The organism is Pseudomonas sp. LAMO17WK12:I5 (assembly GCF_900215165.1).
Taxonomy (GTDB): Bacteria; Pseudomonadota; Gammaproteobacteria; order Pseudomonadales; family Pseudomonadaceae; genus Aquipseudomonas; species Aquipseudomonas putida_A.
This window is the reverse complement of the sequence record NZ_OBDS01000016.1, coordinates 69444-95802: the sequence shown is the minus strand read 5'-3', so window position 1 is coordinate 95802 and position 26359 is coordinate 69444. Positions and strand designations below refer to the sequence as shown.

The 26359-nt window shown below is 61.3% G+C and carries 25 protein-coding genes; 14 read left to right on the top strand and 11 right to left on the bottom strand.

From position 1 onward, the window contains the following. Window positions 1-219: 219 nt before the first annotated feature. The gene (locus CRO59_RS25810; protein ID WP_027610269.1) at window positions 220-891 is read left to right on the top strand and encodes a hypothetical protein; all 672 of its coding nucleotides are present in this window, start codon (window positions 220-222) and stop codon (window positions 889-891) included. A 65-nt stretch (window positions 892-956) separates the two neighbouring features. On the opposite strand, the gene CRO59_RS25805 is transcribed toward CRO59_RS25810, so the two are convergent. Continuing rightward, window positions 957-1934, bottom strand: a complete 978-nt coding sequence (locus CRO59_RS25805; protein WP_097090219.1) for a quinone oxidoreductase — start codon at window positions 1932-1934, stop codon at window positions 957-959. A 163-nt stretch (window positions 1935-2097) separates the two neighbouring features. Between CRO59_RS25805 and hemF the strand changes: the two genes are divergently transcribed. Together hemF and aroE are read left to right on the top strand one after the other, a co-directional pair. Next, a complete protein-coding gene (hemF, locus tag CRO59_RS25800) occupies window positions 2098-3012 on the top strand; it encodes an oxygen-dependent coproporphyrinogen oxidase (protein ID WP_097090218.1) in 915 nt (304 codons plus the stop codon). A 9-nt stretch (window positions 3013-3021) separates the two neighbouring features. After that, the gene (aroE, locus tag CRO59_RS25795; RefSeq protein WP_097090217.1) at window positions 3022-3843 is read left to right on the top strand and encodes a shikimate dehydrogenase; all 822 of its coding nucleotides are present in this window, start codon (window positions 3022-3024) and stop codon (window positions 3841-3843) included. A 90-nt stretch (window positions 3844-3933) separates the two neighbouring features. On the opposite strand, the gene CRO59_RS25790 is transcribed toward aroE, so the two are convergent. The 3 genes from CRO59_RS25790 to betC all read right to left on the bottom strand — a co-directional run bounded on the left by CRO59_RS25790 (window position 3934) and on the right by betC (window position 8164). Next, complete coding sequence (locus CRO59_RS25790) at window positions 3934-5502, bottom strand: SulP family inorganic anion transporter (protein ID WP_097090216.1); 1569 nt, start codon at window positions 5500-5502, stop codon at window positions 3934-3936. A 211-nt stretch (window positions 5503-5713) separates the two neighbouring features. Then, window positions 5714-6634 (bottom strand): choline ABC transporter substrate-binding protein, encoded by a 921-nt coding sequence (gene choX / locus CRO59_RS25785; RefSeq protein WP_097090215.1) that lies wholly within the window; start codon window positions 6632-6634, stop codon window positions 5714-5716. Between the two features lie 15 nt (window positions 6635-6649). Then, window positions 6650-8164 carry a choline-sulfatase gene (gene betC / locus CRO59_RS25780; RefSeq protein ID WP_097090214.1) on the bottom strand — a complete coding sequence of 505 codons (1515 nt, stop codon included), beginning with the start codon at window positions 8162-8164 and terminating at the stop codon, window positions 6650-6652. Window positions 8165-8278: 114 nt separating this feature from the next. On the opposite strand from betC, the gene CRO59_RS25775 reads away from it, so the two are divergent. Next, window positions 8279-9229 carry a LysR family transcriptional regulator gene (locus tag CRO59_RS25775; protein WP_097090213.1) on the top strand — a complete coding sequence of 317 codons (951 nt, stop codon included), beginning with the start codon at window positions 8279-8281 and terminating at the stop codon, window positions 9227-9229. Between the two features lie 4 nt (window positions 9230-9233). On the opposite strand, the gene CRO59_RS25770 is transcribed toward CRO59_RS25775, so the two are convergent. Continuing rightward, complete coding sequence (locus tag CRO59_RS25770; RefSeq protein ID WP_097090212.1) at window positions 9234-9896, bottom strand: NAD(P)-dependent oxidoreductase; 663 nt, start codon at window positions 9894-9896, stop codon at window positions 9234-9236. Between the two features lie 83 nt (window positions 9897-9979). On the opposite strand from CRO59_RS25770, the gene CRO59_RS25765 reads away from it, so the two are divergent. Beyond that, the gene (locus CRO59_RS25765) at window positions 9980-10306 is read left to right on the top strand and encodes a DOPA 4,5-dioxygenase family protein (protein WP_096797621.1); all 327 of its coding nucleotides are present in this window, start codon (window positions 9980-9982) and stop codon (window positions 10304-10306) included. Here CRO59_RS25765 and CRO59_RS25760 read toward each other — a convergent pair whose 3' ends face one another. Continuing rightward, window positions 10307-10708 (bottom strand): GFA family protein, encoded by a 402-nt coding sequence (locus CRO59_RS25760; protein WP_097090211.1) that lies wholly within the window; start codon window positions 10706-10708, stop codon window positions 10307-10309. A 323-nt stretch (window positions 10709-11031) separates the two neighbouring features. On the opposite strand from CRO59_RS25760, the gene CRO59_RS25755 reads away from it, so the two are divergent. The 9 genes from CRO59_RS25755 (at window position 11032) to CRO59_RS25705 (ending at window position 21669) form a co-directional block, all read left to right on the top strand. Further along, on the top strand, window positions 11032-12339 hold the full coding sequence (locus tag CRO59_RS25755) for a CitMHS family transporter (RefSeq protein ID WP_097090210.1): 1308 nt from the start codon (window positions 11032-11034) through the stop codon (window positions 12337-12339). A gap of 70 nt (window positions 12340-12409) precedes the next feature. Beyond that, window positions 12410-13177 carry a TerC family protein gene (locus tag CRO59_RS25750; RefSeq protein ID WP_027610258.1) on the top strand — a complete coding sequence of 256 codons (768 nt, stop codon included), beginning with the start codon at window positions 12410-12412 and terminating at the stop codon, window positions 13175-13177. 495 nt (window positions 13178-13672) lie between these two features. After that, window positions 13673-15358: a Na/Pi cotransporter family protein gene (locus CRO59_RS25740; RefSeq protein WP_097090209.1), complete on the top strand. Its 1686-nt coding sequence runs from the start codon at window positions 13673-13675 to the stop codon at window positions 15356-15358. Between the two features lie 136 nt (window positions 15359-15494). Next, a complete protein-coding gene (locus CRO59_RS25735; RefSeq protein ID WP_097090208.1) occupies window positions 15495-16883 on the top strand; it encodes a pitrilysin family protein in 1389 nt (462 codons plus the stop codon). A 191-nt stretch (window positions 16884-17074) separates the two neighbouring features. Beyond that, on the top strand, window positions 17075-18103 hold the full coding sequence (locus CRO59_RS25725; RefSeq protein WP_096797617.1) for a DUF5924 family protein: 1029 nt from the start codon (window positions 17075-17077) through the stop codon (window positions 18101-18103). A 54-nt stretch (window positions 18104-18157) separates the two neighbouring features. Next, window positions 18158-19306, top strand: coding sequence for an ABC transporter permease (locus CRO59_RS25720; RefSeq protein ID WP_097090207.1), 1149 nt, complete (start codon window positions 18158-18160; stop codon window positions 19304-19306). After that, entirely contained in the window at window positions 19303-20106 is an 804-nt protein-coding gene (locus tag CRO59_RS25715) for an ABC transporter ATP-binding protein (RefSeq protein WP_095139754.1), read from the top strand. Before CRO59_RS25720 ends, CRO59_RS25715 begins: the two co-directional genes overlap by 4 nt. A 1-nt stretch (window position 20107) precedes the next feature. Then, on the top strand, window positions 20108-21046 hold the full coding sequence (locus tag CRO59_RS25710; protein ID WP_097090206.1) for an MlaD family protein: 939 nt from the start codon (window positions 20108-20110) through the stop codon (window positions 21044-21046). Continuing rightward, entirely contained in the window at window positions 21043-21669 is a 627-nt protein-coding gene (locus CRO59_RS25705; RefSeq protein ID WP_097090205.1) for an ABC-type transport auxiliary lipoprotein family protein, read from the top strand. The genes CRO59_RS25710 and CRO59_RS25705 overlap by 4 nt, the downstream gene beginning before the upstream one ends. 121 nt (window positions 21670-21790) lie before the next feature. On the opposite strand, the gene CRO59_RS25700 is transcribed toward CRO59_RS25705, so the two are convergent. The 5 genes from CRO59_RS25700 to CRO59_RS25675 all read right to left on the bottom strand — a co-directional run bounded on the left by CRO59_RS25700 (window position 21791) and on the right by CRO59_RS25675 (window position 26273). Beyond that, window positions 21791-23020, bottom strand: a complete 1230-nt coding sequence (locus CRO59_RS25700) for a nucleoside recognition domain-containing protein (protein WP_025112290.1) — start codon at window positions 23018-23020, stop codon at window positions 21791-21793. Between the two features lie 230 nt (window positions 23021-23250). After that, window positions 23251-24582, bottom strand: a complete 1332-nt coding sequence (gene gltP, locus CRO59_RS25695; protein ID WP_096797613.1) for a glutamate/aspartate:proton symporter GltP — start codon at window positions 24580-24582, stop codon at window positions 23251-23253. A gap of 702 nt (window positions 24583-25284) precedes the next feature. Continuing rightward, the gene (locus CRO59_RS25685) at window positions 25285-25749 is read right to left on the bottom strand and encodes an inhibitor of vertebrate lysozyme family protein (protein WP_096797612.1); all 465 of its coding nucleotides are present in this window, start codon (window positions 25747-25749) and stop codon (window positions 25285-25287) included. Window positions 25750-25751: 2 nt separating this feature from the next. Next, window positions 25752-25916: a DUF1328 domain-containing protein gene (locus CRO59_RS25680; protein WP_003177151.1), complete on the bottom strand. Its 165-nt coding sequence runs from the start codon at window positions 25914-25916 to the stop codon at window positions 25752-25754. A gap of 72 nt (window positions 25917-25988) precedes the next feature. Next, window positions 25989-26273, bottom strand: coding sequence for a hypothetical protein (locus CRO59_RS25675; protein ID WP_096797611.1), 285 nt, complete (start codon window positions 26271-26273; stop codon window positions 25989-25991). Window positions 26274-26359: the final 86 nt, after the last annotated feature.

The window sequence follows — 26359 nt, the reverse complement described above, 5'->3', positions numbered from 1 at the left end:
CGTGAGTCTTCCTCGCCTTGATGGTGAGGAGGACTACGCGCGCCTGCGATTTATCCTGCAATGACGCCGGTTTCCCTGTCGGAAAAGTCGCCAAGTCCCCGGATTCATTGGCTTTTCCCACTTGATTATCAGACTTTCTGGTGTGGCGGAATCGGTAAAAGCAACCATCCTTTCCCTGCACTCGAAACACTTCGATAAGTTAAGGTCTGCGGAGAAAGAATGGACACTACCAATTTGCAACTCACGGATTACCTGCAGGCGCTTCAGGTGACGTTGAAGAGTCACCATGAGGGTTGTCGCATCGTGATGCTTGAGGCAGGGGCGGATACTCAGGAGTTCGACCGGTTTATCGATCGGCAATTTCGGCTTCGGTTGCAGCATTACATGCTGACTTCACGGGCGCGGATGCTCGAAACCAGACTGGCGATAAAGTCGCGCAGTACCCATTTCCTGCTGTATCGGCACGATCAACTGTTGGCGGTATTGAGAGCGACTCCGGCACCGTTCGAGTGGGTATCGCTGGCGCAGCAACACGTTTCTCCCACAGTAGCGCTGTCGCGCCATGTCGAATTCAGTCGATTGATGTCGTACACACCCAATCAGTTGCCCATTGCGGTCAACGGTCTGCTGGCGGCCGCTACCGAGTGGGCCATTAAACGCGGTTATAACGGGGTAACCGCGTTGTGCAGATCGCAACAGCTGCGCTTCTACCAGCGCTTCGGCCTGATGCCGATCGCTTCCAATGCCCTGCATATCGACCAGCGCGCACGCGGCGATTACTGGGTGCTGTCAGCCGAGTGGCGGCAAATTCTCGCGGCGGTCCAACCGCCTGATCCGGCGGTTGGCCACGTGGTGCAGAAACCGTTGGAGTGTCATCTGCCGAGGTGTTGAACGCGTTCGAACTGACTTGCCAGCCGTGGGTTCGCAACCCTGACTGGCAAGACGTCGAAGGTTTGTCAGGGCAGCAGGATGGTCGAGCCGGTGGTACGCCGGGCCGACAATTCGGTCTGCGCCTTCGCCGCATCAGCCAGTGGATAGCGCTGGCTGATGCTCACCTTGAGCTTGCCGCTGATGATCATCTCGAACAGCTCGTCGGCCATGCGCTGCAGGTTCTCGGCGTTGTTGGCGTAGGTCGCCAGGGTCGGGCGGGTCACGTACAGCGAGCCCTTGGCCGAAAGAATCCCCAGATTCACCCCGTCCACCGCACCGGAGGCGTTGCCGAAACTCACCACCAGCCCACGCGGCGACACACTGTCGAGCGAGGTCAGCCAGGTGTCTTTGCCGACGCCGTCGTACACCACCGGGACTTTCTTGCCATCGGTCAGCTCCAGCACGCGCTGTGCCACGTTTTCGTGGCTGTAATCGATGGTTGCCCAGGCACCGTTGGCTTTGGCCAGTTCGGCTTTTTCCTTCGAGCTGACCGTGCCGATCAACTTCACGCCCAGTGCCTTGGCCCATTGGCAGGCCAATGAACCGACACCCCCGGCAGCGGCGTGGAACAGAATGGTTTCGCCGCCCTTGAGCTCATAGGTCTGGCGCAGCAGGTACTGCACGGTCAGGCCCTTGAGCATGACCCCGGCTGCGGTCTCGAAGCTGATTTCGTCCGGCAGCTTCACCAGATTGGCTTCGGGCAGGGTGTGCAACTGGCTGTAGGCGCCCAACGGGCCGCTGCCATATGCCACGCGATCACCGACCTTGAACCGGGTGACGTCGCTGCCCACCGCATCGACGATGCCGGCGCCTTCAGCGCCGAGGCCGGACGGCAAGGCTGGCGGGGCATACAGACCGCTGCGGTAATAGGTGTCGATGAAGTTCAGGCCGATCGCCTTGTTCGCCACCCGCACCTGATTCGGGCCGGGCGCGGCGGGTTCGTAGTTAACAAACTCGAGCACTTCGGGACCGCCGTGGGCGCGGAACTGGATACGCTTTGCCATCTGCCTGCTCTCCTTGGGTCGTTTGTAAGCCCCCTATCCAACTCCCCTGCTTGATCTTCGTCAACTGCGGCGCGCAGGTTTGCGGTGTTATGCTACGCGCCCATTTGCGCCGCCCCCTGCCTGCGGGGCGCCCGCGTAGTTATGCCCGATTCAAGGTGAAGCCATGACGACCCGCACCGACGCCGTAAAGGCCTATCTGCTCGATTTGCAAGACCGCATCTGTGCCGCGCTGGAAACCGAGGACGGCGGCACGCGCTTCGTCGAAGACGCCTGGACCCGGCCTGCCGGTGGTGGCGGTCGTACCCGCGTGATCGAAAACGGTATGGTGATCGAAAAGGGCGGCGTCAACTTTTCCCACGTGTTCGGCAGCGGCCTGCCGCCGTCGGCCAGCGCCCATCGCCCGGAACTGGCCGGTCGCGGTTTCGAAGCCCTCGGCGTGTCGCTGGTGATTCACCCGCACAACCCGCATGTGCCGACGTCCCACGCCAACGTGCGCTTTTTCATCGCCGAGAAGGAAGGTGAAGAGCCGGTCTGGTGGTTTGGCGGCGGCTTCGACCTGACCCCCTATTACGGCAATGAAGAAGACTGCATCCACTGGCACCGCGTCGCCGAACAGGCCTGCGCGCCGTTCGGGCCGGACGTCTATCCGCGTTACAAGGCCTGGTGCGACACCTATTTCCACATCAAGCATCGCCATGAACCGCGTGGCATCGGTGGTCTGTTTTTCGACGACCTGAACGAGTGGGATTTCGACACCAGTTTCGCCTTCATGCGCGCCATCGGTGATGCCTACATCGACGCTTACCTGCCGATCGTGCAGCGCCGCAAGCACGATGCGTTCACCGCACAGCAGCGTGAATTCCAGGAATTCCGCCGTGGCCGCTACGTCGAGTTCAACCTGGTCTACGACCGAGGCACCCTGTTCGGCCTGCAATCGGGCGGGCGTACCGAGTCGATCCTCATGTCGTTGCCGCCGCAAGTGCGCTGGGCCTATGACTTCAAGGCCGAGCCCGGCAGCGAAGAAGCGCGCCTGACCGACTACTTCCTGCAAGACCGCGACTGGCTGGCCGAGGCCTGAGGACTGCTGATGGATCGTTACGTCGTTTTCGGTAACCCGATCGGCCACAGCAAGTCGCCGATGATTCACAAACTGTTCGCCGAGCAGACCGGTCAGCGCCTCGACTACAGCACCCTGCTGGCGCCGCTCGACGACTTCAGCGCCTGCGCCATGGCGTTCTTCCAGGACGGTCGCGGCGCCAACGTCACTGTGCCGTTCAAGGAAGAGGCCTTTCGCTTGGCCAACAGCCTGACCGCTCGCGCGCAGCGCGCTGGTGCGGTGAACACCTTGAGCAAACTGGTCGACGGTTCGCTGCTCGGCGACAACACCGACGGCGCCGGTCTGGCGCGCGACCTGACGGTGAATGCCGGTTTCAGCCTGACCGGCAAACGCATTCTGCTGCTCGGCGCTGGTGGCGCGGTGCGTGGTGCGCTGGAGCCGTTGCTGGCGGAGAAGCCGGCGTCGGTGATTATCGCCAACCGCACGGTGGACAAGGCCGAGCTGCTGGCCGAGCTGTTCTGTGATCTGGGGCCGGTGTCGGCCAGTGGTTTCGACTGGTTGCAGGAGCCGGTGGACGTGATCATCAACGCCACTTCCGCCAGCCTCACCGGCGACGTGCCGCCGATTGCCGCGAGCCTGATCGAGCCGGGCCAGACCCTGTGCTACGACATGATGTACGGCAAAGAGCCGACCGCATTCTGCCGTTGGGCCAGCGAGCATGGCGCGGCGGTATCGATGGATGGTCTGGGGATGCTGGCTGAACAGGCGGCCGAGGCGTTTTTCCTGTGGCGCGGGGTGCGTCCGGATACGGCGCCGGTACTGGCGGAACTACGCCGCCAGTTGGCCCTTTAAAAGCTTCGCGAGCAAGCCCGCTCCCACATTGGAATGCGATCAAATGTGGGAGCGGGCTTGCTCGCGAATGGCCGCACCGCCGATCCTGGATCAATCCTCAAACCGGATCGGGCATTTCTCCGCCCCTTCCAGCTTCCGCAACTCCTCCACCACCTGCGGCCGCGCCCGGCGCAGGGTCAGGCTGCGATCCTGACGCAGCAAGCGCCGCGCCTCCTGATGCAGCATCTCCACCCCCGAATAATCGATGAAGTTGATCTGCTGCGCCTCGATCACCACCCGCGTACCGTGCAGCCGTTGCAGGCGCACTTGCAGGTAATGGCTGGCGCCGAAGAAGATCGAGCCGCCGACTCGCAGTACGTCCTCCTCACCCTCGCGGGAATGCTGCACTCGCGGTTGCGAGGTGCGCTTGAGGTAGAAGAACAGCGACGCCAGCACCCCGGCATAGATCGCGGTCTGCAGTTCCAGTAGCAGCGTGGCGAGGCAGGTCAGCACCATGACCACGAACTCGGCGCGGCTGACCCGCAGCAACGAACGAATCCCGCGATGATCCACCAGGCCCCAGGCGATCAGCAGAATGCTCCCGGCCATCGCCGGAATGGGGATGTGTGAAATCAGCCCGGCGCCAAAAATCGCGAACAGCGCGACCCAGATCGCCGAAAAAACCCCGGCCAGCGGCGAACAGGCACCCGCCTCGTAACTCAGGCCTGAGCGGGTGAACGAACCGGCGGAGAGCGATCCGGAAAAGAACGCCCCGACAATATTCGACAAGCCCTGCGCGCGGACTTCCTGGTTGGCATCAAGCAACTGCTGCGAACGTGCAGCAATCGAACGGGCAATCGACAGGCTGGTGACCAGACCGAGCATGCCCACCGCCACGGCGCTCGGCAGCAAACGCAGGACCAGATCCAGATCCAGCGGCAGCGCACTGAACGGTGGCAGGCGTCCGACAAAGGCGCTGACCAGATGCACGTGGCCGAACATCGCCGGCCATAACCACACCACTGCGCTGCCCAGCACCAGCGTTATCAACAGAGTCGGCCAGCGCGGCAGCAGTTGTCTGAGGACAAAACCGACCAGCACCGTGGCCACACCCAACACCAGTGATGGTTTATCCACAGCCCGCAGGTGTTGCAGCAGGTCCATCAGACTGGCCAGCGCCGTGGCTTTCGCCGGCAGGTCAAGCCCCAGCAGATTGGGCAACTGGCCGATGGCAATCACCACCGCCGCGCCGAGGGTGAAGCCGAGCACCACCGAGTGCGAGACGAAATTCACCAGTGCACCGAAGCGCAGCAGGCCGAGCAGCCACTGGAAAATCCCCGCGAGGAAGGTGAGCAGCAGGATCAGCGTGATGTAGTCCTGTGACGCCGGCACGGCCAAGGGACTGATGCTGGCATACAGCACAATCGAAATCGCTGCAGTCGGGCCGCAGATCAAGTGCCACGACGACCCCCACAGGCAGGCGATCAGCACCGGGATGATCGCTGCATAGAGGCCGTATTCCGGCGGCAGGCCGGCGATCAGCGCGTAAGCGATCGACTGCGGCAGCGCGAGAATGGCACCGCTCAGGCCAACGACCAGATCCCGGCCGACGCTGGCGCGGGTTTGCCGGGGCAGCCAGGTCAGGAAGGGAAAGAGTGAATGGCGACTTGGCAGGGCCATGGGTCCTCGCGGTGTGTGGGTTTATGCAAGGTTATCAGGACGCGCCAATTACTGTGGTGAGGGGATTTATCCCCGATGGGCTGCGAAGCGGCCCCAAAACCGACGGTCTCGGTGAGTCAGGTATACCGAGTGCATAGACTTTGCGACTGCTGCGCAGCCGATCGGGGATAAATCCCCTCGCCACGAGTAAGTTGTCGTCAAGTAGAAAGCGTCAGAGCTTGGCCTTCACCGCAGGCAACGCATCCTTGCCATCCACGGTCTTCACCCCCTCCAGCCACTTGTCCAGCACCGCCGGATTGGCCTTGATCCACGCCTTCACCGCATCGGCATTGCTGACTTTCTTGTTCACCACCTCAGCCATGATGCTGTTCTCCATGTCCTGGGTGAACGCCAGGTTGGTCAGCAACTTGCCCACATTCGGGCAGGCCTCGGCGTAGCCTTTGCGCGTCAGGGTGTAGACGCTGCCGGTGTCGCCGAAATACTTCTCGCCGCCCTTGAGGTAATGCATCTTCAGCTGCACGTTCATCGGGTGCGGGGTCCAGCCGAGGAAGGTGACGAATTTCTGCTTCTTCACTGCCCGCGACACTTCGGCGAGCATCGCCTGTTCGCTGGATTCGATCAGCTTCCACTGGCCGAGGTCGAAGTCGTTCTTCTTGATGATTTCCTGCAGCGAGATGTTCGCCGGTGCACCGGAGCCGATGCCGTAGATCTTCTTGTCGAATTTGTCTGCGTATTTGTTCAGGTCGGCAAAGTTATGCACACCGGCATCCCACACGTAGTCGGGCACCGCCAGGGTGAACTCGGTGCCGTCGAGGTTCTTCGCCAGTTGGGTGACGTCACCGGTGGCGACGAATTTGTCGTAGAAGCCTTGCTGCGCCGGCATCCAGTTACCAAGGAACACATCCACCTGACCGTCCTTCAAACCGCCGAAGGTGATCGGCACCGCGAGGGTGTCGACCTTGGCCTTGTAGCCCATGCCGTCCAGCAGAAACCCGGTGATGGCGTTGGTCGCGGCAATGTCGCTCCAGCCAGGATCAGCCATTTTCACCGTTTCGCAGCTTTGCTCGGCAAATGCCGAAGCGCTGCCCAAGGCCAGCAGGCCAATCGTCAGTGCTGTGGATAACTTGCGCATGGACTTCCCCTTACATTATTGGTTTTGGCAGGGTTGTGGATAACGGGCCTTGCGCTCCAGATCGTCGAGGTCGATGTGGTTGCGCATGTACTGCTGACTGGCGTCCACCAGCGGCTGGTGATCCCAGCTCTTCAGCTTGCCGATGGTCAGGGCTTCGGCAACAAATCGGCGGCGGCGCTGGCTGGCGAGCACCTCGCGGTGAATCGCCGGGATGTCCCATTTCGCCCGCGCCTCGGCGAGAAAATCGTCGAACAGCTGGCGATGTTGTGGCGACTGGCTGAGTTCTTCGAGCTCACGCGGATCGTTATGTACATCGAAGAGCAGGCAAGGGTCGCTTTCACTGTAGATAAATTTGTAGGCGCCGCGACGAATCATCATCAGCGGGCTGACCGTGCCTTCGGCCATGTACTCGCCGAATACTTCGTCATGCCCGCCCTGCCCTTGCAGGTGCGTCACCAGCGAGCGGCCGTCCAGCGGCAAGTTCGGCTCCAGGTTGCCGCCGGCCAGTTCGACGAAGGTCGGCAACAGATCAGCGGTGGACACCGCAGCGCTGACCCGGCCGGCCGCGAACTGCCCCGGCGCACTGATCAGCAGCGGCACCCGTGCGGCCATTTCGAACCAGTGCATTTTGTACCAGAGGCCCTTCTCGCCAAGCATGTCGCCGTGGTCGCCGGAGAAGACGATGATGGTGTCATCGATCAGCCCGGTATCTTCGAGGGTTTGCAGGAGTTTGCCGACGTTGGCGTCGATATAGCTGCAAGCGCCGAAGTACGCCCGACGTGCATCGCGGATCTTGTCCACAGGCAGCGGCTTGTCCCACAGGTCGTAGACCTTGAGCAGGCGTTGCGAATGTGGATCGAGGGAATGTTGATCCGGCGTTGTCGGCAACGGGATGTCGCTGTCGTCGTACAGATCCCAGAACGCCTTGGGAATCGTGTACGGGTCGTGTGGGTGCGTCATCGACACGGTCAGGCAGAACGGCTGGTCGCCGTCCTCGCGAATGTGATCGAACAGGTATTGCTGGGCCTTGAACACCACCTCTTCGTCGAAGTCGAGCTGGTTGGTGCGCACGCACGGCCCGGCCTGCAGCACCGAGGACATGTTGTGATACCAGCTGGGGCGCACATCCGGCTCGTCCCAGTTCACCGCCCAGCCGTAGTCGGCCGGGTAGATGTCGCTGGTCAGGCGTTCTTCATAACCGTGCAATTGATCCGGGCCGCAGAAATGCATCTTGCCCGACAGCGCGGTGCGGTAGCCGAGGCGGCGCAGGTGGTGGGCGTAGGTCGGAATGTCGGCGGGGAAATCGGCGGCGTTGTCGTAGGCGCCGATCTTGCTCGGCAACTGACCGCTGACCAGGGTGAAGCGCGATGGCGCGCACAGCGGACTGTTGCAGTAAGCGGCATCGAACACCACGCCTTGGGCGGCGAGGCGCGAAAGATTCGGCAGTTTGATCGGCGACGGGCCGTAGATTGGCAACATTGGCGCGGCCATTTGATCGGCCATGATGAAAAGAATGTTCTTGCGCTTCATGTGATCGCGGCATTCCATAGTGAATATTTATGCGACATTGCTGCGATCGAGCATGGAGTCCATGCCCTGTCCGGTAAAGCCCGCGCCGGACAATGACTAGGATAAGCACAGCTTATGTATGATGCCCTCGGCAATCTGTCCCTCGACCTGTTACGCGCCTTCGAAGCGGCGGCGCGCCATCGCAGCTTTACCGCCGCCGCGGTGGAGCTGGGCACCACGCAACCGGCGATCAGCCAGCAGATCAAGCGTCTGGAAGAACAACTGGGCGCACGGCTGTTTGACCGGATATACCGCGGCATTGAACTGACCGAGGGCGGGGCGATTCTTTTCGAGCAGATTAAGCTCGGTTTGCAGCATATCGACGCAGGGTTGAGCGCGATCAGTACGCAACAGCAACATGAAGTATTGCAAGTCGCCACCGATTTCGCTTTCGCCGCCTACTGGCTGATGCCGCGCCTGCACCGCTTTCATGAAGCCAACCCGAACGTCGATGTCAGCCTGGTCACCAGCGAGCGCAACCACAACATGCTACGCACCGACATCGACGTGGCGGTGCTGTTTGGTGACGGCCGATTTAAACAGGGCGAGAGCCATTGGCTGTTCAGCGAAGAAGTGTTTCCAGTGTGCAGCCCGCAACTGCTCAAGGGCCGCACCCTGCCCTTGCCTGCTCAGACGTTGCTGGAGTTTCCATTGCTGCACTTGCGCGGGGAAAACAGCAGCAACTGGTTTGACTGGAGCGGTCTGTTTCGCGAACTGGGCATCAACACGCCGCCGGCGCCGGGGCAATTGCGTTTCGACAATTACACGCTGCTGATTCAAGCGGCGATTGGCGGCCAGGGTGTGGCCATCGGCTGGCGGCACCTTGTGGATAACTTGCTGACCCAGGGCTTGCTCTGTCGGCCTGTCGCCGAGACCACGTTGTCGCGCCTGGGTTATTACGTGGTGTTGCCGCAACGCAAACGCCGGGGGGCGTTGATTCAACAGTTTGTCGACTGGTTGATGGCCGAGCAGGCGAGCAGTGCCGAGTCCCTCGCCGGAGTGGCATTGCCGTCGATTGCGGTTTGAAGCCTCAGCCAGTTGCGGCGACAAAATTCACATGCTGCCCCACATGCAGATTCAACCGCAGCTCATCGGCAATCCCCACCGCGACCCGGTTCAGCCGTTCCAGCGGCTCCGCCAGCCCCGGCTCCAGATTGCCGCCCACCTGACTGAAATGCTCAATGGTCAGCCCCGCCACCCCGTGCGGCGCATTCACCAGCGTCCACTGCAATGGGCTGCTTTGCAGGGCTTCACGGATTTCTTCGGCGGCGTGGCGTTGCAGCCCGTCGTCCAGATCTGGCTCGTCGAGCACGGCAAAATTCCCCACCAGGAACAACCGTGACACGTTGGCCGCTTGCAAGCCGTCGACTAGCGCATCGACCGCTAAAACCTGTTCCACCGGGCCGAGCACCACGGACCTTTCCACATGGTCGCTGTTGAACGGCAGACCCGGTGCGTCCAACAAGCAGATCACTGCCGAGCTGCCCGCTACGCTCTGCTTGACCCGCTCGGCATCGAACAGATCGCCGCTTTTGGTGCGCAGGCCCGGACGTGGTGCGAGTACGTTCAAATCGTCGAGAATCGCGATGACTTCGTGCTGCCGTCGCAGCAATTCAGCCATCAACGCACCGCCCAGGCTGGCCATGGCACCATAGAGCACCACTTTCACCGTCGGGGTTTCGGCATTTTTCATGGCTGATTCCTTTTTGTTGTCCCTCGTATGGCGTGTGACACGCAGCCTGCGCCGAGGGTTCGAACCGATTCAGAGGCTTTCAGATGCACGCAATCAATGGCTATCACGCCCACGTCTATTTCGACGCTGACTCAATTGATCAGGCGCGCGCTTTGTGTGAACAGGCGGCGCAGTTGTTTCCTCTGAAGATGGGGCGCGTCCATGAGCGCCCGGTCGGCCCGCATCCAGACTGGAGCTGCCAGTTGGCTTTCGGCCCGGAGCTGATCGGTGAGGTGTTGCCGTGGCTGGCGCTCAATCGCAAGGGGCTGGTGGTGTTTTTGCACCCCGACACTGGCGATGACTTGCTCGATCACACCGAGCATGCGATCTGGATGGGCGCGATACGTCCGCTGGATCTGTCTATTTTCTGATCAAAGCGTTTCTTCAGGCTCGCCCGGCAGATGCTCGTCCAGATGCAGCCAGGGCAATTGGCTGTCGGTCCAGATATGCCGCTCGGCCGGCGCCCGCTCCGGGTGATCCAGCGTGGCGATGGTCACATCAATGCTCTCAGGGCTGAGCAATGTCGCCAGCGCCAGTTGCGCGCCACAGTGCGAACAGAAATACCGCGCGCAACTGCTCGACGAGTCATAGCGCGATGGCGTGCCGCTCAGCCACTGGAAGCTGGCCGCCGCCACGGTAATCCACGTGGTGACAATCCCACCGCTGACTTTGCGGCAGATCGAGCAGTGGCAGTGGGCAATGTCGTGCAACGGCCCGCTGAACTGATAGCGAATCTGTCCGCAGTGGCAGCCACCACTGTGCACTTCTTCCATGTCCGTGCCCTCCCGTCCCCGAAATGATTGACTCTAGCCGCATCCGACAGCCGGTTGGCCATTCGCCTGAAGCTTTCGTCAGCGAAAGGTAGCTGAAAGGTTGCCCGATTAGGATCGCCGCCACTACCGGCAACAGACCGGTTGGCCAACGCGTGTGATCGCTCGCATGTCAGGCCCAATTAACAACAACAATGGTGATTCTGATGTCCTCTGTAGCCCGCCTTCTCGCTGAAACTCCGCCCGTACGTCTCGTGCTTCCCGTTCTGCGCTGATCCCTTCCGATCCGCTCACTCAATTAGCCGCGCTACGCCTGGAGTAATCCCATGCTGACTTTCCTTGGCTTCGCCATGGTCATCACGTTCATGTTCCTGATCATGACCAAGCGCCTGTCTGCGCTGATCGCCCTGATCATCATCCCGATCCTGTTCGCCCTGTTCGGTGGTTTCGCGCCGAAGATCGGCCCGATGATGCTCGAAGGCATTACCAAGCTTGCGCCGACCGGCGTGATGCTGATGTTCGCCATTCTGTACTTCGCCCTGATGATCGACTCCGGCCTGTTCGACCCGGCCGTGCGCAAGATCCTCAAACTGGTCAAGGGCGACCCGCTGAAAGTTTCGGTCGGTACCGCCGTGCTGGCGCTCGTCGTTTCCCTTGATGGAGACGGCGCGACCACTTACATGATCTGCGTGGCCGCCATGCTGCCGCTGTACAGCCGCATCGGCATGAGCCCGCGGATCATGGCCGGTCTGATCATCCTCGCCGGTGGCGTGATGAACATGACCCCGTGGGGTGGCCCAACCGCCCGTGCCGCCAGTGCGCTGCATGTCGACCCGTCGGACATCTTCGTACCAATGATCCCGGCGATGGCCGCCGGTGTGGTGGCGATCCTGATCATTGCCTACTTCTACGGCAAACGTGAGCGTGCGCGTCTGGGCGAGCTGCACCTGATCGGCGACGAGATTGATCACAGTGAAATCAGCGTCTCGCAGTTCCCCGATGCCCGCCGTCCGAAGCTGATCTGGTTCAACGGCCTGCTGACCCTGGCGCTGATGTGCACCCTGATCGCCGGCCTGCTGCCGCTGCCGGTGTTGTTCATGGTGGCGTTCAGCATCGCGATGATCGTCAACTACCCGTGCCTGCAAATGCAGAAGGACCGCATTGCGGCCCACGCCGGCAGCGTGCTGTCGGTGGTCAGTCTGATTTTCGCTGCGGGTATCTTCACCGGTATCCTGTCCGGAACCGGCATGGTCGACGCCATGTCGAAAAGTCTGCTGGCAGTGATTCCGGACTTCCTCGGCCCGTACCTGGCGGTGATCACGGCGCTGGTGAGCATGCCGTTCACATTCTTCATGTCGAACGACGCGTTCTACTACGGCGTGTTGCCGGTGCTCTCCGAAGCGGCCAGCCATTACGGCATCACCGCAGTGGAAATGGCCCGTGCCTCGATCGTCGGTCAGCCCGTCCACTTGCTCAGCCCGCTGGTGCCGTCGACGTACCTGCTGGTGGCGCTGGCCGGTATCGAGTTCGGTGACCACCAGCGTTTCACCCTGAAGTGGGCAGTGCTGGTCTGCCTGTGCATACTGGTGGCCGCCTTGCTGCTGGGGACGTTCCCGCTGTTCAGCACGTTGTAACGGCATTCACTCACCATGACGCCAGCTGCTTGCTGGCGTCATGGTTTAACACTCGCTCAAAGGAATACACATGGATTGGCTGACCAACCCCGAAATCTGGGTTGCCTTCTTTACCCTGACCGCCCTGGAAATCGTTCTGGGCATCGATAACATCATCATGATTTCGATCCTGGTCAGCCGCATGCCCAAGCACATGCAGCAACGCACGCGGATCTTCGGCCTGGGCCTGGCGATGATCACGCGGATCCTGTTGCTGCTGTCGATCACCTGGGTCATGCGCCTCACCGCCGACCTGTTCGTGGTGTTCGGCCAGGGCATTTCCGGTCGCGACCTGATCCTGTTCTTCGGTGGCCTGTTCCTGCTGTGGAAGAGCTCGCAGGAGATGTACCACGCGCTGGAAGGCGAAGACGAAAGCGGCGACGAGCCTTCGGGCAAGGGCGGCAACTTCCTTTACACCATCATTCAGATCGCGATCATCGACATCGTGTTCTCGCTGGACTCGGTAATCACCGCCGTCGGCATGGTCTCCCATGTGCCGGTGATGGTCGCGGCAATCGTCGTCGCCGTGCTGGTGATGATGGCGGCCTCGGGCAAGATCAGCGAGTTCATCGACAAGCACCCGTCGCTGAAGATGCTGGCGCTGTCGTTCCTGCTGGTGGTCGGTACCGTACTGATCGCCGAGTCGTTCGACGTGCATGTGCCGAAAGGTTACGTCTACTTCGCCATGGCGTTCTCGCTGGCGGTGGAAGCGATCAACATCAAACTGCGCGGCGCGATGGCCCGGAAGAAACAGCAGCAGGATCCGGTGAAACTGCGCAAGGATGTTCCGGGGCAATAACCCGGTAGTCCTGAATCACGCAACACCCCTTGTGGGAGCGGGCTTGCTCGCGAAGGCGGCGTGTCAGTCGACGATGATGTTGGCTGACCCAGCGCTTTCGCGAGCAAGCCCGCTCCCACAGTTGTTTCTGCATTCAGGCGGGGGGACGAGGTTGTGCAGCACCCGGTTCACCGCCAGTTCGCTGCGTTTAATCCCCTCAAGCTCTGTCATAAAAACCTGTGGGAGCGGGCTTGCTCGCGAAGGCGTCGTATCAGTCAATAGAAATGTTGACTGGCCCACCGCTTTCGCGAGCAAGCCCGCTCCCACAGGGAAATCGGGGTTTTCAAGTCAGGTGGATAAGGCCATTTTCATGACACTTTTGTTTCAATCCGCACTTTAGCTGTGCAATGCTGGCGCCCAGTCCGTTAGCCAACTACAGCTTAAGTATCAAAACGTAGAAACCGCGCGGTACCGTCAACTTGCCCCTCTGGGGCGCTGCTACTACAGGGGGTCTGCATGCTCACCCTGCTCAATCTGCTTTCTGCCGTGGCCCTGCTGATCTGGGGCACGCACATCGTCCGAACCGGCATCCTGCGGGTGTACGGCACCAATCTGCGCCATGTGATCGGCCAGAACATGTCCAAACGCTGGCTCGCGTTCGTCGCCGGCATCGTCGTGACTGCGATGGTGCAGAGCAGCAACGCCACGGCCATGCTCGTCACCTCCTTCGTCGGTCAGGGCCTGATGGCGCTGACCCCGGCGCTGGCGACCATGCTTGGCGCCGACGTCGGTACGGCGCTGATGGCGCGGGTGCTGACGTTCGACCTGTCGTGGCTGTCGCCGCTGCTGATTTTCCTCGGGGTGATTTTCTTTCTGTCGCGCAAACAGACGCGGCTCGGGCAGATGGGCCGGGTCAGCATTGGTCTGGGGCTGATCATTCTCGCGCTGCAACTGATCGTGGAGGCCGCCGCACCGATTACCCACGCCCAAGGTGTGAAGGTGATCTTTGCTTCGCTGACCGGCGACATCCTCCTCGACGCCCTGGTTGGTGCGTTGTTCGCGATGATTTCCTATTCCAGCCTCGCCGCCGTGCTCCTGACCGCGACGCTGGCCGGTGCCAGCGTGATCAGCCTGCCGGTGGCGATCGGTCTGGTGATCGGCGCCAACATCGGCAGCGGCGTGCTGGCGTTCATGAGCACCAGCATGCAGAACGCGGCCGGGCGGCAAGTGGCGCTGGGCAGCCTGCTGTACAAACTGATCGGCCTGCTGCTGATCATCCCGGTGCTTGACCCGCTGGTGCACTGGATGGACGGCCTGGATTTCAGCCCGCAGGAAATGGTCATCGGCTTCCACTTGCTCTACAACACCGCGCGCTGCCTGATCCTGCTGCCCAGCGTCGCGCCTATGGCACGCCTGTGCGCCTGGCTGCTGCCGGAGCGCCCGGAGGTCAACGGCACCGCCAAGCCGCGGCATCTCGATGCGACGGCGCTGGTCACCCCGAGCCTGGCGCTGGCCAACGCCGCCCGCGAGACCCTGCGCATGGGCGACCTGATCGACAACATGCTCGACGCGATGCTCGATGTACTGCGTGGCAAGCAGACCGCCATCACCCAGGAAATGCGCCGACTGACCGATGACGTCGAAGCGCTGTACAGCGCGATCAAGTTGTATCTGGCGCAAATGCCCCGCGAGGATCTCGGCGAACAGGACAGTCGGCGCTGGGCTGAGACCATCGAGCTGGCGATCAACCTGAAACTGGCCAGCGACCTGATCGAACGCATGCTGCGCAAAGTGCAACAGCAGAAGACTTCGCAGCGTCGGTCGTTTTCCGAAGAAGGCCTGGAGGACCTGGCCGGGCTGCATCAGCAACTGATCGCCAACCTGCGCCTGGGCCTGTCAGTGTTCCTCAGCGGCGACAAGGAAAGCGCCCGTCAGCTGTTGCGCGAGAAACGTCGCTTTCGCGCACAGGAACGGCGTCTGGCCCATGCCCATGTCAGCCGTTTGCAACGTAAGATCGTGCAGAGTCTGGAAACCAGTTCGCTGCATCTGGAGCTGATTGCGGATATGAAGCGCTTGAATTCGCTGTTTTGCAGCAGTGCTTACGTGGTGCTGGAAACGGCGGATACCGGGGCGCTGGAAGCGGATGATATTGCCGACATTACGCATTCGCCTGGAACGTCTGGGGCTGGGGTCAGTCAGTAACATTGATTCAGCCGCAAGATATTCGCGAGCAGGCTCGCTCCCACAGGGAATGAATTTCAAGGTGGGAGCGAGCCTGCTCGCGAAAGCGGCCTGAATAGCGACACGGATCTCCAAATCAGCCGTATGGAAGCCTGTTATGCGTTGCCTGTTGTTCGCCTGTCTGTTGCTCGGTTCCCTGCCCGCCTTCGCCGTTGATCGCTTTCAGGTCGAAGGCTATGCGCTGCCCAACGGTTTGCAGCTGTTGCTCAAGCCCGGCACCGAGCGCGGGCATGTGGCGATTCGTCTGGTGGTGGGCGTCGGTCTCGACGATTTCGACTGCGATGAAAAAGAGCTGCCGCATCTGCTTGAGCACCTGCTGTTCAGCGGCGTCGATGCCACCGGCGAAGGCGGCCTCGAGGAGCGCATGCAGGCGCTGGGCGGTGAGTGGAACGCGTTCACCAGCAACGCCGACACCACGTTCGTCATCGAAGCCCCGGCAAAGAATCAGCGCAAGGTCCTCGACCTGTTGCTCGACCTTTTGACCCAGACCCGCATCGACGACAACGCGATCAACGCTGCCAAGCGCGTAGTCGAGCGCGAGGACGGCGGCCACTACACCCGCCTGCAACGCTTTCTCGACCGTCAGGATCTGGGCCACACCGCGAGCAATCAACTGGCGGTTGAGCTTGGCCTGAAATGCCCGCAACGGGCCGAGGTCGGTCACCTGACCCAGAAGCAACTGGAGAAGGTGCGCAAGACCTGGTACGCGCCGAACAACATGACCCTGATCGTCGTCGGTGAGCTCGACAAACTGCTGCCGGCCTATCTGGAACGCACCTGGGGCGCGCTCGAAGCGGTGGACCCGGCGGAGCACCGTGAGCTGCCGGACATCCGCACCAGCGCCGCCCATGAACGCACCCTCACCCGTGGCTTCATCGGCGACAGCGCCAAGTTGCACTGGCTGGTGCCGGAGCCGATGCTCGACGATCAGTACGACGAGACCTTCGACATCCTCAAGGACTACCTCGACTGGGCGCTGTACCGGCAGATTCGCCTGAATCACGGCCTGTCCTACGGGCCATGGGCCGAGCGCGAAGTGTTTGGCGGGGTCGGCTTCATGAGCCTCAACGCTGACGTGGATCGCGATGACCTCGCCGAAGCCCAACAGGTGCTGGAAGACCTCAAGGCCGACCTGCTGAAAAACGGCCTCGACCCGGACACCTTCGCCCGGATCAAACAAGCCGCCATCGCCCATCAGGCCTGGGCGGTACAGGGCAACAGTGCCATGGCGGATTACTACTGGAGCGCGCTGGGCGATTACGAGGACGGGCGCTTTGCCAACCCGGCCCGCGAGCTGCAAGGCGTGACCCTGGAAACGGCAAACAAGGCCATGCGCGAGTTGCTGCTGCAACCGGGATATCTGCGGATCGAGAAACCGTTGCTTAGTGATGATCAAGTGTTGTGGCTGGTGGCGGGTGGATTGGGCGTCGTGCTGCTCATCCTGGTGGGTTGGCGCTTGCACCGCCGTAAGCCAGCCAAACACTGAACCTGTGGGAGCGGGCTTGCTCGCGAATGCGGTGTGTCATTCAGCAATGATGTCGACTGACACGGCCCCTTCGCGAGCAAGCCCGCTCCCACAGGGATCCGTGCTGATTTTACTGACCGGGAGCCTCGCCACGTTGCCCGGCGGACGGTACTCTGTCGAGGTTTTTCCCTATCCAGTCGTGAACCGCCACCATGCAGAAAATCCCCCTCCTGATCCAGCGCATTCTCGAGCTGATGAAGCGCTATCCCGGGGTGATTGCGCTTGGCGGTTTCATCTCCGGGGTCGGCAGTTTCATTCTGGTCGATCGCCAACAGGGACTGGCGAGCTGGATCACCATCATCATGCTGCTGAGCTGGATCTGGCTGATGCTGGAAAACACCCTGACCGGCCTGTTCACGCGCATCTTCAAGCGGGAGATCCCCCAGCCGCTGCTGCGTTACGCGACGCAGATGATCCATCAGGAAAGCCTGTTTTTCGTCCTGCCGTTCTTCTTCATCACCACCACCTGGAACAGCGGTCAACTGATCTTCACCGGCCTGCTGTGCATCGCCGCGCTGATCTCGATTGTCGATCCGCTCTATTACAAATGGCTGGCGCCACGGCGCTGGGCTTTTCTCGCGTTGCACACCCTGACCCTGTTCGCCGCCCTGCTCACCGCGCTGCCGGTGATCATGCACCTGACCACCGCGCAGAGTTTCAAATGGGCGCTGGGCACGGCGGTGGTGTTGTCGTTCCCGAGTCTGGCGTCGATCTTCCCGATCCGCACCGTGCGCAACGCGTTGGCCATTCTGTGCATCACCTTCGGCATTGGCGCGGTCGGCTGGACGCTGCGCTCGTGGGTGCCGCCGGCGACGCTGTGGATGACCGACGTGGCGATCAGCACCCAGTTGCAGGATCGCACCCCGGGCGACAGCCTCGAACAGGTCAGCGCCGAGCAGATCCGCAACGGCGGTCTCTACGCCTACACCGCAATCAACGCGCCGCGCGGGCTGGATGAGCGGATCTACCACGTGTGGCAGTTCGACGGCAAAGAGGTCGACCGCATCGCTCTCGATATCCACGGCGGGCGTAAGGAGGGTTACCGGGCGTGGACGCACAAGCAGAACTTCCCCGGCAACCCGGCGGGCAAGTGGCAGGTGCGGGTGCTGACTGAAGATGGTCAGGTGATCGGCGTGTTGCGTTTCGAAGTGACAGACAGCACAGCGATCAAAGAAAAGTAATCCGGTTCGTGCTATTACGTTAGTTCGCTTAATAGCCGGACAAGCACGGAGCTTATGATCAGCAGCGCAATGAGCGGTAATGCCCAACTGGACACGTCAATCAGCCCTGCCCGCCTGCGGGTTTCCGGGGACTGGACGCTTGCCCATTACGCCGACCTCAAGCACCTGACCGAAAAACTGACCGGCCAGTACGACGCCAATACCGTGGTCGACCTCAACAGCCTCGGTGCGCTCGACACTGCGGGCGCTTCGTTGCTGGTGGAGCTGCTCGGTTCCGAGCGTCTGGGCAAATCCGCCGAACACCCCGACTGCACGATTTCCCAGGCTGACCGCGCGCTGCTGCAGACTGTGTATCGCTCGCTGACTGATTTCTGTGTGCCGGTCAAAGAGCCGGAAGTCAGTGTCAGCGTGCAACTGCTGACCCGCATCGGGCGCGCCGTGGAAACGGTCTGGCAGGACACCCTGCAAGTGCTGGGTTTCATCGGCCTGATCCTCGAAACCATCGCCCGCAACCTGTTGCGCCCCAAGCGCTGGCGCATCACCCCCGTCGTCGCCCACATCGAACAGACCGGCCTCGACGCCGCGCCGATCGTGGCGCTGCTGACTTTTCTGGTCGGCGCGGTGGTGGCATTTCTCGGCGCCACGGTGCTGGCCAGTTTCGGCGCGACGATCTTTACCGTGGACCTGGTGGGCTTCTCTTTCCTGCGTGAGTTCGGCGTGTTGCTCACGGCGATCCTGATGGCCGGGCGCACCGCCAGCGCGTTCACCGCGCAGATCGGTTCGATGAAGGCCAACGAGGAGATCGACGCGATCCGCACCCTCGGCCTCGACCCGATGGAGCTGCTGGTGGTGCCGCGCGTGTTGGCGATGCTGGTGGCGCTGCCGATGCTGACGTTTCTGGCGATGCTCTGCGGGATCATCGGCGGTGGCGTGGTGTGCGCGGTGTCGCTGGGGATTTCGCCGGCGATGTTTCTCTCGCTGCTGCAGAGCGACATCGGTATTCAGCACTTTCTGGTCGGCCTGGTGAAAGCGCCGATCTTTGCCTTCCTGATCGCCACGATCGGTTGCCTGGAAGGCTTCAAGGTCAGCGGCAGCGCCGAATCGGTCGGTGCGCACACCACGTCAGCCGTGGTGCAGTCGATTTTCGTGGTGATCGTGCTCGATGCGGTGGCTGCGCTGTTCTTCATGGAGATGGGCTGGTGAGTCGTCTACCCCGCGCGCCCTCGGAGGCGGTGATCGAAGTCCGTGGCCTGTGCAATCGCTTTGGTAGCCAGAGCGTGCACGAGAATCTCGATCTGGATTTGTACAAAGGTGAAATCCTCGCCGTGGTCGGCGGCTCCGGCAGCGGTAAATCGGTGCTGTTGCGCAGCATTGTCGGTCTGCGTCGGCCCAGCGAAGGCAACGTGAAGGTGTTCGGGCAAAACCTGCCGAGCCTGTCCGAGCATGAGCGTTCGCTGGTCGAGCGGCGCTTTGGTGTTCTGTTCCAGAAAGGCGCGCTGTTCTCCTCGCTGACGGTGACCGAAAACGTCGCCCTGCCGCTGATCGAACACGCCGGCCTGAGCCGCCACGACGCCGAGCATCTGGCGGCGGTGAAGCTGGCACTGGCCGGGCTGCCGCTGTCGGCGGCGGACAAATACCCGGCGTCGCTGTCCGGCGGGATGATCAAGCGCGCTGCGCTGGCCCGGGCTCTGGCGCTGGACCCGGACATCCTGTTTCTCGACGAACCCACCGCCGGCCTCGATCCGATTGGCGCGGCGCAGTTCGATCAACTGATCCTGACCCTGCGCGATGCGCTGGGCCTGAGCGTGTTTCTGGTGACCCACGACCTCGACACGCTCTACACCATCACCGACCGTGTGGCGGTGCTGGCGCAGAAGAAAGTGCTGGTGGCCGGCCCTATCGATGTGGTTTCGGAAACCGACGACGCGTGGATTCACGAATACTTCCACGGCCCGCGTGGCCGCTCGGCGCTGGACGCCGCCAAATTGCTCAACGAGGTCTGACATGGAAACCCGAGCCCATCATGTGTTGATCGGCCTGTTCTCAGTGATTGTCGTGGCAGGCGCCCTGCTCTTCGGCCTGTGGCTGGCCAAGTCCAGCGTCGACAGCGAGTTCAAGGATTATGAAGTGGTCTTCAACGAGGCGGTCAGCGGCCTGTCCAAGGGCAGCCCCGTGCAGTACAGCGGGATCAAGGTCGGTGACGTGGTCAACCTGCGTCTCGACCCGAAAGACCCACGCCGAGTGCTGGCGCGGATTCGTCTGGGTGGGGACACCCCGGTAAAGGAAGACACCCAGGCCAAACTGGCACTGGCCGGGATCACTGGCACCTCGATCATCCAGCTCAGCGGCGGCACCCCGGAGAGTCCGAAGCTGCGTGGGCATGACGGCGAGCTGCCGACCATTGTCGCGGCACCCTCGCCTATTTCCCGGCTGCTCAACGACAGCAACGACCTGATGACCGGTATCACCGCACTGCTGAGCAACGCCAACCAGATGTTTTCTCAGGAGAACGTCGAGCGCGTCAGCAACACCCTGGCGCATCTGGAGCAGACCACCGGTTCGATCAACGATCAGCGCGGCGACCTGCGCCAGGCCATGCAGCAACTGGCGAGCGTCGGCAAGCAGGCCGGCAGCATGCTTGAGCAAACTTCGGCGCTGATGCGCAACGCCAACGGCCTGCTCAACGATCAGGGCAAGCAGGCGCTGGGCAGTGCCGAGCAGGCGATGAAGTCGCTGGAACAGAGCAGCGCCACCATCAACGGCCTGCTGAGCAAGAACCAGAACTCGCTCGACAACGGAATGCAGGGCCTCAATGGCCTGGCACCGGCGATCCGCGAACTGCGCGAAACCCTGACTTCGCTGCGCGGCATTTCGCAACGCCTTGAGGCCAACCCCAGCGGCTACCTGCTGGGCAGTGACAAGAACAAGGAATTCACCCCATGAAGCTGATTCATTTCGCTCTCCTCGCCAGCCTCGCTTTGACCAGTGCCTGCTCGATCCTGCCCAAGGCTGAACCTTCGGACGTCTATCGCCTGCCCGCCGCGCAAGCGCCCGCCTCAGCCAGTTTGGCGGCGACCCAGCACTGGTCGCTGCGCCTGAACAAGTTGCAGGCCAGCGAAGCGCTGAACCGGCCGAACATCGCGGTGATTCCACAGGGCGACGTGATCAGCAGCTACAAGGCGTCGCGCTGGAGCGATCCGGCGCCGGTGCTGGTGCGTAATCGGCTGCTCGATGGCTTTGCCCGCGATGGTCGGGTGACACTGCTCAGTACCGATGACAGCAACTTCGCTGCGGATCTGGAACTGGGCGGCAGTTTGCAGGCGTTTCAGACCGAGTATCAGGGCAATCAGGCCAGCGTCGTGGTGCGCGTCGATGCGCTGCTGGTGCGCGGCTATGATCAGAAGATTCTCGCCAGCCGCCGCTTCGAAGAGCGTCAGCCGTTGAACGATGTGCAGGTGCCAGCGGTGGTGGCCGGGTTTGGACAGGCCAGTGATCGGCTGACGGCCAAGGTTGTCGCCTGGGCTGTTCAGCAAGGCCAGCAATTCGCCCAACAACCCAGACCTTGAACCTTACACATAACCTCTGTGGGAGCGGGCTTGCTCGCGAAGGCGGTGTGTCAGTCAATATACAGGTCGACTGACCCGCCGCTTTCGCGAGCAAGCCCGCTCCCACAATGGGGATTCGTGGTTAACCGAAGAACCAGTAGCAGACGCCGATGGCGCCGAGTACGCCGGCCAATTCAGCCAGTAGCGCGCATCCAACGGCGTGCCTTGCGCGCTGAATCCCCACCGCGCCGAAATACACTGCCAGCACATAGAACGTGGTCTCGGTGCTGCCCTGAATCGTCGCCGCCACCAGTGACGGGAAGCTGTCGACGCCGGAGGTCTTCATGGTCTCGATCAGCATCGCCCGTGCGGCGCTGCCGGAAAACGGTTTGACCATCGCCGTCGGCAACGCATCGACAAAACGCGTATCCCACCCGGCCCACTGCACCAGATGCCGAATGCCATCCAGACCAAAGTCCAGCGCGCCCGAGGCACGCAGCACGCCAATCGCGCAGAGCATCGCCACCAGGTACGGCAGCAGGTTCTTGGCGACGTCGAAGCCCTCCTTCGCGCCCTCGACGAACGCTTCGTAGACCTTGACCTTGCGTAACGCGCCGATCACCAGGAACAGCATGATCAGGCCGAACAGCGTGAGATTGCCAAGGATCGACGACAGCCCGGCCAGTGCCGTGGCCGACATCGTCGCCAGCAGCGCCATGAAGCCGCCGAGGATCAGTGCGCCGGGAATCAGATAGGCCAGCACCACCGGGTCCCAGATGCGCAGGCGCTGCATGAACGCCACCGAGAGGAAGCCGACGATGGTCGAGCAACTGGTCGCCAGCAGAATCGGCAGAAACACCAGAGTCGGGTCTGGTGCGCCTTGCTGGGCGCGGTACATGAAGATTGTCACCGGCAACAGGGTCAGCGACGAGGCGTTGAGCACCAGGAACAGGATCTGCGCGTTGCTGGCGATGGTCGCGCTGGGGTTGAGCTCCTGCAGCGCCTTCATGGCCTTGAGGCCGATCGGCGTGGCGGCGTTGTCCAGGCCCAGGCCGTTGGCGGCGAAGTTCAGGGTAATCAGACCGAGCGCCGGGTGACCGGCCGGGACTTCCGGCATCAGCCGCAGGAACAGCGGGCCGAGGACCTTTGCCAGCCACTCGACGATCCCGGCCTTCTCGGCGATGCGCAGAAAGCCCAGCCACAGGGTCAGCGTGCCGAACAGCAGCACCATCACCTCGACCGAGAGTTTGGCCATGGCGAAAATGCTTTCCACCATCGCCGCGAAAATCCCGGCGTTGCCACCGACCAGCCACTGCACCAGCGCAGATATTGCCGCCACGACGAAGAAGCCAAGCCACAGGCCATTAAGCATCAGTCAAATCCCCCGGAAGATGCGGCGAATGATAGCGGGGTCGCCAGAAACGACAAACCCCGGATTGCTCCGGGGTTCGTGTGTGCCTCATTTGTGGCTTGGCTCAAATCCCCTGTGGGAGCGAGCCTGCTCGCGAAAGCGTCCTGTCAGTCCATCAATGCTTAATGACATACCGCCTTCGCGAGCAGGCTCGCTCCCACAAAAAAGCCGATCTCCACAGGTTTCAGCTATCAGTTCTTGGAGATCTCGCCAGCCGGCAGTTTTTCCTTGCTGCGCCAGTGCGGCAGGGAGTTCCAGTAGCGCTCGCCTTTGGCGTCGTCGTACATGCCTTCCCAGCGCGCGATAACCAGCACTGCCAAGGCGTTGCCGATCACGTTCAGTGCGGTACGCGCCATGTCCATGATGCGGTCGACACCGGCGATGAACGCCAGGCCTTCCAGCGGGATACCCACACTGCCCAGCGTCGCCAGCAGCACCACGAAGGACACGCCCGGTACGCCGGCGATGCCTTTGGAGGTGACCATCAGGGTCAGCACCAGCAGCAGTTGTTGGCTGATCGACAGGTCAATCCCGTACAGCTGGGCAATGAAGATTGCTGCGATCGACTGGTACAGGGTCGAACCGTCGAGGTTGAACGAATAGCCGGTCGGTACCACGAAGCTGCAGATGGCTTTCGGTGCGCCGTAGGCTTCCATCTTCTCGATCACCCGTGGCAGTACGGTTTCCGAGGAGGCGGTGGAGTAAGCCAGGACCAGCTCATCCTTGAAGATGCGCATCAGCTTGATCACCGAGAAGCCGAACAGCTTGGCGATCAGGCCCAGCACCACGAAGGCGAAGAAAGCGATGGCGACGTAAACCAGGATCACCAGTTTGGCCAGCGGCAGCAGCGAGGCGAAGCCGAAGTTGGCCACGGTCACCGCGATCAGGGCGAACACGCCGATCGGCGCGTAGTTCATGATCATGTGGGTGACTTTGAACATGCTTTCCGAGACGCCCTGGAACATCTTCACCAGCGGCTCGCGCAGGTCCGACTGCAGGCTCGACAGACCGAGACCGAACAGCACGGAGAAGAAGATGATCGGCAGCATTTCGCCACGGGCCATGGCCGCGAAGATGTTCGACGGGATCAGGTTGAGGATAGTCTCGATGAACGCGTGCTCATGCTGCACTTCGGCGGCGGTCGCCTGGTACTTGGAAATATCCACCGTGCCCAGGGTGCTCATGTCGATGCCGGCGCCCGGGTGGAACAGGTTGGCCAGCAGCAGGCCGACGATGATCGCGATGGTGGTGACGATCTCGAAGTAGATGATGGTCTTCAGACCGATACGCCCGAGTTTCTTGGCGTCGCCCACGCCGGCGATGCCGACGATCAGGGAGGAGATGACGATCGGGATCACGATCATCTTGATCAGACGGATAAAGATATCGCCTGCCGGTTGCAGGACGTTGCTGATCCACCAGGCTTTTTCGGCACTGAAGTGGTTGAGCAACGCACCAATTGCAATCCCTAAAACCAGACCGATGAGGATCTGCCAGGCGAGGCTGAGTTTTGCCTTCTTCATTATCTTTACCCTTACTTGCGTTTGACTCAGGCACATGCAGGAACTGGAACGCTCTGTCAGCGGAAAAGTCTGTGCATCTGCCTCCGTATAAGGTGCCCCGAAGCGCGTATTTACGGCTCTTCGGCAGGCGAAAAAAGGCGCAACTATTCCGATGCAAGGTTGCGCCGTCTAATGCCGTAAACGCCTACCCTATGCCGAATCGGCATGAGCTTTTTTAATTGAAACTGGCGTCCCAACCGGTTCGATTGCGACATTTCAGCCGGCATAAGTGCCGTGAACCGGCCATTGCAGCGTAGATTGGTTATTTTTTAAACGAGAAATTTCGACGGAAATCTTAAGAAAAAGCCTACGTTTGCAGACTAGATGTACCACTGTTTAAAGGGACTCTTTCTCGATATACGGTCGCCAGGAAACACCGCGTAATGTTTTCGCGCGCAGTGTGAGGCATAAAAAGATGAGCAGGACGCTCTGGATCAATGTTTTTGCATCGGATAAAGCTCAGCGCAAGTCCGTCGAACCACTGAGGGTCGGCGAACCTGCGTCGCAGCTTTTACCCTGACCCGGCCCTCGCGCAGGCACTCCCTGTACCCGTAGGTCACTCCGACCCTGCAACAGTCAGAACGTCCCGGCCCCTTGGTCATGCGCCAGCCTTCCTCGGGTAGGCGCAATAAAGGGCAGCGGGGCGCTGCCCTCATGTTCGAATCAATACCACTTCGGATCTTTCTTCAGCGTTTCCATCAGCAGGTTCTGCATACCTTCATCCGGTTTGCCGAGGAAGCGGTAGGTGGCATGTCGCGTTGGCGACTTGTCGGCCGGCAGTCCTTCGGGCACATCCACGAGCATGGCATATGCATCTTTCTTGTCGAAGCTGAAGGCCACGATCAAGCGGTGGTTGAGGCACTTGTCTGCGGATTCACAGAGCGGGCCGACCAAGTACTTGTCGCCGTCTTCAGTCACGGCATTCATCTGCTGGTCTGGCGTGCCGGACAGGTTCATCACCCATTCCGGCAGGCGTTCTTCGTGCTTCACAACGCCTTGCCAGGTTTCCCGGTATTGCGGGTCGGAGCTGAGCAGCTCGTTGACCCGCGCCTGGCCATCATTGGCCGCCATCGCCATGGCACTACCGCCCATAAGCAGGGCGGCTGCCAGTGTCTTCAAAGCAATCATCGTTAACCTCGGCCGCGACGGCCAAAGAAGAAGGAAGCGATGAACATCACCAGGAACACGACAAAGAGAATCTTGGCGATACCCGTGGCGGTGCCCGCGATACCACCGAAGCCCAGTACGGCGGCGATGATGGCAATGATCAAGAATGTAATTGCCCAGCTCAACATGGTGATTCTCCTTACTTCTCTATTTAGGGATATTGCGTGTTCCGGCGCGATGCGCCTGAATTCTTCGGTTCGTCAGAAAACCCAGCGCTCTTCACGTGGCTGTTGATCCAGCGGCTGTGGCTGATCGACATCCATCATGCGCATCGAGGCGCTTTCTGCCTGACTGCTGCTGACAGCGCTGAAGTGCGTCTGCGTGCTGTGTTGAATCGAGATCAGTGGCTCAGGCTTCTGGCTGTTTTCCCAGCTCAGGTATTGCTGGCAGGCGATCAGGGTGATCAACAGCGCAAGTACGCCAAACAGGCCTTGCTGGATATGCAGTGGCGAGATACGCACTTGGGCGGCACGTTGGCGAGTCATCCTGGGTTCCTCACTCTTATTCGGTTGGGGCAGTGGAATCTGCCCGGGCTGAATGAGGTATTGCAGGCTGCATGCCAGTTTTTTAT